The sequence below is a fragment of the Dolichospermum circinale AWQC310F genome, from assembly GCF_000426925.1.
Classification (GTDB): Bacteria; Cyanobacteriota; Cyanobacteriia; order Cyanobacteriales; family Nostocaceae; genus Dolichospermum; species Dolichospermum circinale.
This window is the reverse complement of the sequence record NZ_KE384665.1, coordinates 81,217-88,531: the sequence shown is the minus strand read 5'-3', so window position 1 is coordinate 88,531 and position 7,315 is coordinate 81,217. Positions and strand designations below refer to the sequence as shown.

Here is a 7,315-nt window from a genome sequence, read left to right as displayed (position 1 = left end):
ATGATCATCAATTGTGGTTAACATTCCACATTCAATACCTTCTAGTAGTTTACGCAATTCCTGAATTTGTGGTTTTGTCTCTACAGATTGTGTCATTATATCTAGAATTTTAATTTTATGAAGATTATGAAGATGGTTGATATTCTTAGTGTTAAGCTTTTTCAATTTATATACCTGAGTCTAAAGAGGTAATTATTAAAATTTTAATTCAAATTAAAATTAAAACTTGCTATTACCAATTTATAACTAAAGAAATATATCTTCAAGAAGATGTCAATTTTTAAAATTAAAGTAAAAATAAAAATATTTTAATACAGCAGTTCCCGATATTATGAAGTACAGATATTAATAATAAAACTCTTGTGGTGCGGGCAAGATGCCCGCACAAGGTGTACCTCACTCAAGCTGAACTTGCTGTATATTAAAAATATTGTGGGGTGGACAAGATGCCCACCCATCCTAATTTTAATGCAAATTTAATTCAAACTAATTACCCAATTACGTAAATGTAAATTCACTTGTTCAGGGATTTCATCATGGGGACAATGACCAGCTATGAGAAAATATTCTGTTAATTGGGGATAATATTCATGGAATTTCTGAGAACGTTCTCTCGCTTTCATCCAAGGATCTGCTTCTCCCCATAATAACAATAAAGGACAATTTAATTGTTTGAGTAGAACATCAACTTTCTCACCTTGAGGAGTGCTAAAAACAGAAATGAATACATCTAAAGCCCCTGGATCATAAGCAGGACGTTGAATTTCTGCGACTAATTGATCTGTGACTGCATTTTTGTCAAGATAAACTTTTTCCAATGTTCTCCGAATTACCCATTTTTGCCGCGTATATTCAAATAACAAAGACTGTGCTAACCGTTGTTTAAAACACCATTTAATAGCGTTTCCTAAAAGTTTTTTGAGGGGATTTGCAGCAGGTTGAATTTGATTTTCTACTTGGGAAAAAGGACCTGCACTATTAAGTAATACTACACCCGCAGCACTATCACAACGTTGAGAAGCAACGCATAAACAAGCATATCCTCCCAAGGAGTTACCTACTAAAATTGTTTTTTGACCAATAACTTCACTGATAAAATCATGGAGTTGATCCCGCCACAAATCGGCGCTATACTGTAACTTGGGTTTTGCTGAACGTCCGAATCCTAATAGGTCAATGGCAAATACTTGGAAGTCTGCACTCAATTCTGTGATATTCTTACGCCAATGGTCTGTGGACGCACCAAAACCATGTACTAATAGTAAGGGTGGACGTTGCACTTGCGGTTCTCCTGCTTGTACATAATACACTTTGTGTCCACGCCATTGCCAGTATTGACCAGGAATTGGATTTGTCAAAGGAGCGATACTTGTTTGCATATTGCCAAGAAATATTAAGTTACTGTGAACAATTGTAAATTATGTAAATTAAATTATGTAAATTAAATTATTTACAGCAAGTTCAGCTTGAGTGAGGTACACTTTGTGCAGGCAAGATGCCCGCACCACAAGAGTTTTATCATTAATATCTGTAGTTCATCATACCGGGAAATGCGGTTTCTAACCACCTTTTAAATGTACAACCAACAACTAATACAAATGATTACCGGAAAAACTAAAATTTTGGGAGTAATTGGACACCCTGTAGAACATTCTCTGTCACCATTGATGCACAATGCCGCCTTGACTAAACTGGGATTAGATTATGTATATTTACCTTTTCCCGTTGCCCCAGAAAATTTAGCAACAGCGATCGCAGGTTTTGCTAGTATTGGTGTTGTAGGCTTTAGTATCACAATTCCTCATAAGCAAGCAATATTACCTTTATTATCGGAAATTTCCCCTATTGCTCAAGCTATTGGTGCTGTAAATACCGTTGTGAATAAAGGTAGTAAATGGTTGGGTACAAATACAGACGTAGAAGGATTTATCGCTCCTTTACAAACAACATATCATCAAGATTGGAGTCAGAAAAAAGCGGTAATTTTAGGGAATGGTGGTGCTGCGAGGGCTGTTGTTGCTGGTTGTATTCAACTTGGTTTAGCCGAAATTCACGTTGTGGGGCGGAATTTACAGAAATTACAAGTATTTGAGCAAAGTTGGCAAAATTCACCCTTTGCAGATAAATTCCAGGTTCATGAATGGACAGAGTTATCAAATTTACTTCACCAAGCTAACCTGTTAGTAAATACAACCCCCATAGGAATGTATCCCCATGTTGAACAATCACCACTGAGTAGTCAAGAAATGGGTTATTTACCTGGTGATGCCATCGCCTATGATTTAATATATATCCCTAAACCAACAAAATTTTTGCACCTAGCCCAAAAACAAGGGATAGTAACTATTGATGGTTTAGAAATGCTCGTACAACAAGGTGCAGCAGCCTTAAAAATCTGGTTACAAAAAGAAACAGTTCCCGTGACGCAAATGCGTCAAGCATTACAAAATCACTTGGGAATTTAAGGAGTCACATAATCTGAGATTTGAGATTTGACTCCCTCTTTCCCTGCTTCTTCTACTGTTCCTGTACCTGAGAATTATTAATAGATACAGGAAGTTGATATTTTTGACTAATGACCTTGAGAGCATTTTGCAAACTTTGGAAGTGAAGCTGCATTGTGGGATTATTAGCTTGTAATAGCCTTTGATATTCCATAGTCAGGCGAATATCAATTTTATCCTTGGCGACGGCAAAAGTACAAATCTTAATGTCACTACTACAGGTTTTATTAAGATCAGCCTTAACTTGATTCATGAACGTGACAACTTGTTGAGAGGACATTGTTAATAATTTTTCTTTTTTGGCATTGTCATCTGCTACAATTATTTTTGATTGATAGGCTGCTAAAAGTTTACTCGCGTCTTGAAACCCAAAACTATCTTCGGGAATAGTTGTTAAGGTATTAATTGCTGTCCGTAAATTAAATTTTACCTGTTGCCAATCAGTAACAGATTTAGCAGTAGCTTGACCTTTGATAGCTGCGTCCCCCAAAGTTTTAGCACTAGCAATTTTTTTCAGCCATGTTTCTTCTCTAATTAACTGCTGGGTAATAGTGTTTAAACTATTTTCATACCTTGGTAAATTACCTTGTACTAATTGATGAAATTCACTTTCATGTTTAACGGTATTTAGTCGAGTGATTGCCTGTCTCAACAAATTTTGTCTATTACGTAATTCAGCCCAACTTTTAGCGGGATCTAAATTTCTTTTTTCTACAGATATTGCCGTCCGTAAAGCCAGTAGCACCTGGTTAATTTTTAACGACTTTTGAGAAAAATTAGTAACTAATTCCTGAGATTCTCGATAACGGGGAGACCATTGAGGTATTTTTTGTAAATCTGCTACTACTTCGTCTAGTTTTTGTTGTATTGCTAATAACTCTAAATCGGTTTTGGTACTTTTGATCTGTTGCTGATATTCACCTTTAAATTTTTTGGCTGTTTGCAGTTCTTTACACTCCAAAATTACACAACCACGATGGAGAACAAAAGTACCACTCAGGTAAAGGAAGACGATAAATACAGTAGTACCAATTATAGACGCAGGCGGAAATGATCGTAATAAATGTCTTTTTTCCGGTTGTTCTGGGATATGAACAAAAGGATAAGACCCTTGGGTAATTTCCTGGGATTCATCTTCATCCTCAGATAGATTCTGTAAAATTGAATCTGGTGAGGAATAGTTAAAAAAGCGGGCTTCGGGACTGGAGACAAATGAATCAGGAATAGGTTGGGTTAAGGAAATTTCTTCCTCCGTTGTCGGCATGGGAGAATCTAGGAAATATTTAGCATAGGGAAACTTGTCCCCAAAAACTCTCAAGAAAAGTTGGATATGTTGAGTTTTGTAGTTGAATTGGGATTGTAATGTTTGTGCCAAGACCTCAAAAACTTGCTGAGTGTCAATAGTCACATTTGGACGGTGTTCAGTGAGAATCATCAATAAATCATTTTTGATGGCGCATTTTACCTGAAAATCCCGAATATCAGTCACTTTTGCTGCTAATCTTTTTTGCAAAATATCGCCTAAAAGTAGTAGTTCTTGTTGTTCAACTGTAATGTTCATGAAGCGTTACCGTCACTTTTTCCGTATAGTTTTGATGATTAAATAGACTGGAGATTGACACACAAATGAGGAAAATTCGTAGCTAGATGCAAACCCTGATTTCGAAGCCAAGACAATCATTTTTTAACCAATATTGAATTATTGACGAAAAACACCGCCAAGAGTTTCGCGTGAAGTCTTATACTTTTTTTATACAATTAGATTATAAATTAGACAATGGCAAAAAAATTTTCAGTTAACCACAGCCAAATTCCATAATCTTCAGGATCATTGACAATATTTAGATCTTCTCAAGAGTGCATAGCGTTGGAGTTATCAATACAAGGTGTGTTTCAATGGACTTATTAGAGTATCAAGTTAAAGAATGGTTTGGTAAAATTGGGATTCCCGTCCTACCGTCCCAAAGAATAGATCATCCCACAGACTTAAAACGGTTGAAAATCCCTTACCCCATTGTACTCAAGTCCCAAGTACAAGGAGGGGAAAGGGAAAAAGCTGGAGGGGTGAGAATCGTAGAAACAACAATTGATGCCATAGCTGCGGCACAAAATATATTTAATTTACCAATTTGGGGACAATTTCCAGAAGTCTTATTGGCAGAATCAAAGTATGATGCTCAAGAGGAGTTTTATCTTGCTGTAGTTTTGGATACTGCGCTGTGTCGTCCCGTTTTATTGGGTTGTACGGAAGCAAATATTGACTGGGAAACAACAGGAGAAAAATTCCAGCACGTAGTTGTCGAACAAGAATTTTCTCCATTTTACGCTCGAAGACTGGCTTTGAAAATGGGTTTACGGGGTACTTTGATGCAGTCTGTAAGCAATATTGTTGAGAAACTGTACCAGTTATTTATCCAGAAAGATTTGGACTTGGTAGAAATTAATCCTTTGGGTGTGAACTCAACCGGTCAAGTTATGGCTCTCAATGGTAAAATTAGGGTCAATGAAAGAGCTATTAACCGTCATCCCGAAATAGCCGAAATGGCCGCAAAAATGGTCGGTCGTCGTCATGGTAATCAAAAAAAGAACGACTTTTTAGGTAGTTGGGATAGCTTAGAAATGCCAGGTAAAATCGGTATCTTAGGTAACGGCAAAGGTTCTATATTTACAACATTGGATGCGGTTGTTTATGCAGGTGGTAAACCTGGTAAATGTGTCAATTTGCGTCATTCATTTATGAGTGATACTAAATTGACAACTTTTAGCGATCGCTTGATCAGTAGTTTGAAAACTTTGTCCGAAGATCAAAGTATTCAAGTTATTTTAATCAACTTTTTAGGAACTATTCCTCAAGTTGACAAACTTCCCGAAATTATGGGTAATTTTCTGCAATTAAACAGGAGTGAAATCACATCTGAGATCCTAATTACTAATAATAAAATTCAAAATCAGGTGAATTTACCCCATTTAGTTTTCCGTTTAGTTGGATCTCAATTTAATGATCTTAGAGAATATATAGCCACATTAAAAAACACCAATCAATCACTTATCTTGGCAGAGGATTTAGACGAAGCAGTTAAACAAGCAGTTCGTTTAGTTAAATTACCTGAAGATAAAAAGAAAAGCAGGGAAGTAAAAGTTAAAAAATAAAAATTGAAGATCAGCATTCAGGTGATGTCATCAGATTCCCAACTTCTTTAATTTATTGTATTCATAAATGAAAACGCCCTGCTGTTGCAGTCGGGGATCTGAGGATGAACGATTTTTATAAATGAACACTCGCCAATTAAATTACCTACTAACAAATTATGAACTTAACACCAGAAAGTAAAGTTTTAATCCAGGGATTTTGTGAATTTATCTCAGCAAATCATATTGCTCAAATGCAAGCTTACGGTACAAATTTGTTAGCTGGTGTCAATCCTGGACATGGTGGACAGCAAATATATAATCTACCCGTATTTGATTTAGTTGAGGAGGTTGTTGCCAAATTTGGACAGATTGATACAACAATTATTTGTGTTCAACCTGATCAAGTTCTGGATGCAGCATTAGAAGCAATAGCGTCTAATATCCCCCAAATTATTATTATCACTGCTGGTGTACCACCCCTAGATATGGTGCAATTACTTCGGAAAACAGAAGCAGGTGAAACCTTAATCATCGGTCCAAATAGTCCGGGAATTATCGTCCCTGGAAAAATTCTTCTCGGTACTCACGAACGTGAATTTTATATCCCAGGTCCTGTGGGAATCGTCAGCCGCAGTAGTACCCTCACCTATGAAGTCGCTTGGGAATTAACAAAGGTGGGTTTGGGTCAGTCAATTAGTGTTAGCATTGGCAGTGATACTATTGTCGGTTCTTCATTTCTGCAATGGTTACAAATTCTCGATGAAGATGACACCACAGCAGCCATTGTTTTAATTGGCCAACCTGGTGGAGGCAGTGAAGAAGCAGCCGCAAAATATATTGCTGAAACAATTGATAAACCTGTAGTTGCCTATATTGCCGGTAGACACGCACCACCCACACAAAATTGGCAACAAACAGGAACTTTAGCCACTGTAATTGGACGTTCTGCTAATTTTGGCACGGTAGAAAGTAAATTGGCTGCTTTTAAGTCGCTAAAAATTCCTCTGGCCGATAGTCCATCTCAAATTCCTGAATTACTGAAAAAGCAAATTTAACTAACAAGCGATCGCACACAGAAACACAACTTACAGCGATTTTGCTGGTAAACGAAACAAGGTTTTTGTTTCGCGCAATCTCTCTTTTTTAATGCTAGAGATGCTGATAGTTGGCAGTTTTTAAAAGAGGTAATACCATCTGATAATCAATTACAATTTCGAGGATTATTTCCTATGAACTATTCAGCTAGTTCAGTAATACAAGACAACAGAAAAGGGGGGGTTAAAAAATGATTTCGTTTTAATCTATCAAAAACCTGGAAATGAAGATAATATAAAATTGATATTTTTAGAAAAATTACCTACACTGTTATTAAATTGGTCTTTTAATAACAATCAATACCAAAGCTATGCTGATGTTTTATTTGTACTAAAGTAACACCAATAAATTATAAAAAAAGGGATAAGCAAAAAGCCTATCCCTCAAAAATCAATCTATTATCAAGTTATAAAAATTGAATAAAACATCTAAACCGATGCAAAATCAGTAAACTGTCTCATATAAGGTGGCTTAAAACCTAAAACAATATCCGTTTTTGGTACTCCTAATTCTACCAACTCACTAGCTACCCCTTCTTCTGTAAAATCTCTCTGAATCCAAATTTTTCCATCTCTAATATCTAT

6 protein-coding genes are annotated in these 7,315 nt (G+C 36.2%); 3 read left to right on the top strand and 3 right to left on the bottom strand.

The genetic code is table 11. The annotated features are described in order from the left end of the window. Window positions 1-476 precede the first annotated feature (476 nt). Entirely contained in the window at window positions 477-1,379 is a 903-nt protein-coding gene (locus tag ACIR310F_RS0103095; protein WP_028082554.1) for an alpha/beta fold hydrolase, read from the bottom strand. 219 nt (window positions 1,380-1,598) lie between these two features. Here ACIR310F_RS0103095 and ACIR310F_RS0103090 point away from each other — a divergent pair, with 219 nt between their 5' ends. Beyond that, complete coding sequence (locus ACIR310F_RS0103090) at window positions 1,599-2,465, top strand: shikimate dehydrogenase (protein WP_028082553.1); 867 nt, start codon at window positions 1,599-1,601, stop codon at window positions 2,463-2,465. A gap of 52 nt (window positions 2,466-2,517) precedes the next feature. On the opposite strand, the gene ACIR310F_RS0103085 is transcribed toward ACIR310F_RS0103090, so the two are convergent. Further along, entirely contained in the window at window positions 2,518-4,065 is a 1,548-nt protein-coding gene (locus ACIR310F_RS0103085; protein ID WP_028082552.1) for a hypothetical protein, read from the bottom strand. A gap of 335 nt (window positions 4,066-4,400) precedes the next feature. Here ACIR310F_RS0103085 and ACIR310F_RS0103080 point away from each other — a divergent pair, with 335 nt between their 5' ends. After that, complete coding sequence (locus ACIR310F_RS0103080; protein ID WP_028082551.1) at window positions 4,401-5,654, top strand: succinate--CoA ligase subunit beta; 1,254 nt, start codon at window positions 4,401-4,403, stop codon at window positions 5,652-5,654. 158 nt (window positions 5,655-5,812) lie between these two features. Then, complete coding sequence (locus ACIR310F_RS0103075; RefSeq protein ID WP_028082550.1) at window positions 5,813-6,691, top strand: succinate--CoA ligase subunit alpha; 879 nt, start codon at window positions 5,813-5,815, stop codon at window positions 6,689-6,691. A 468-nt stretch (window positions 6,692-7,159) separates the two neighbouring features. Here the strand turns inward: ACIR310F_RS0103075 and ACIR310F_RS24015 are convergent. Continuing rightward, a partial coding sequence (locus ACIR310F_RS24015; protein WP_035367540.1) for an element excision factor XisI family protein occupies window positions 7,160-7,315 on the bottom strand: 156 nt, incomplete at its 5' end.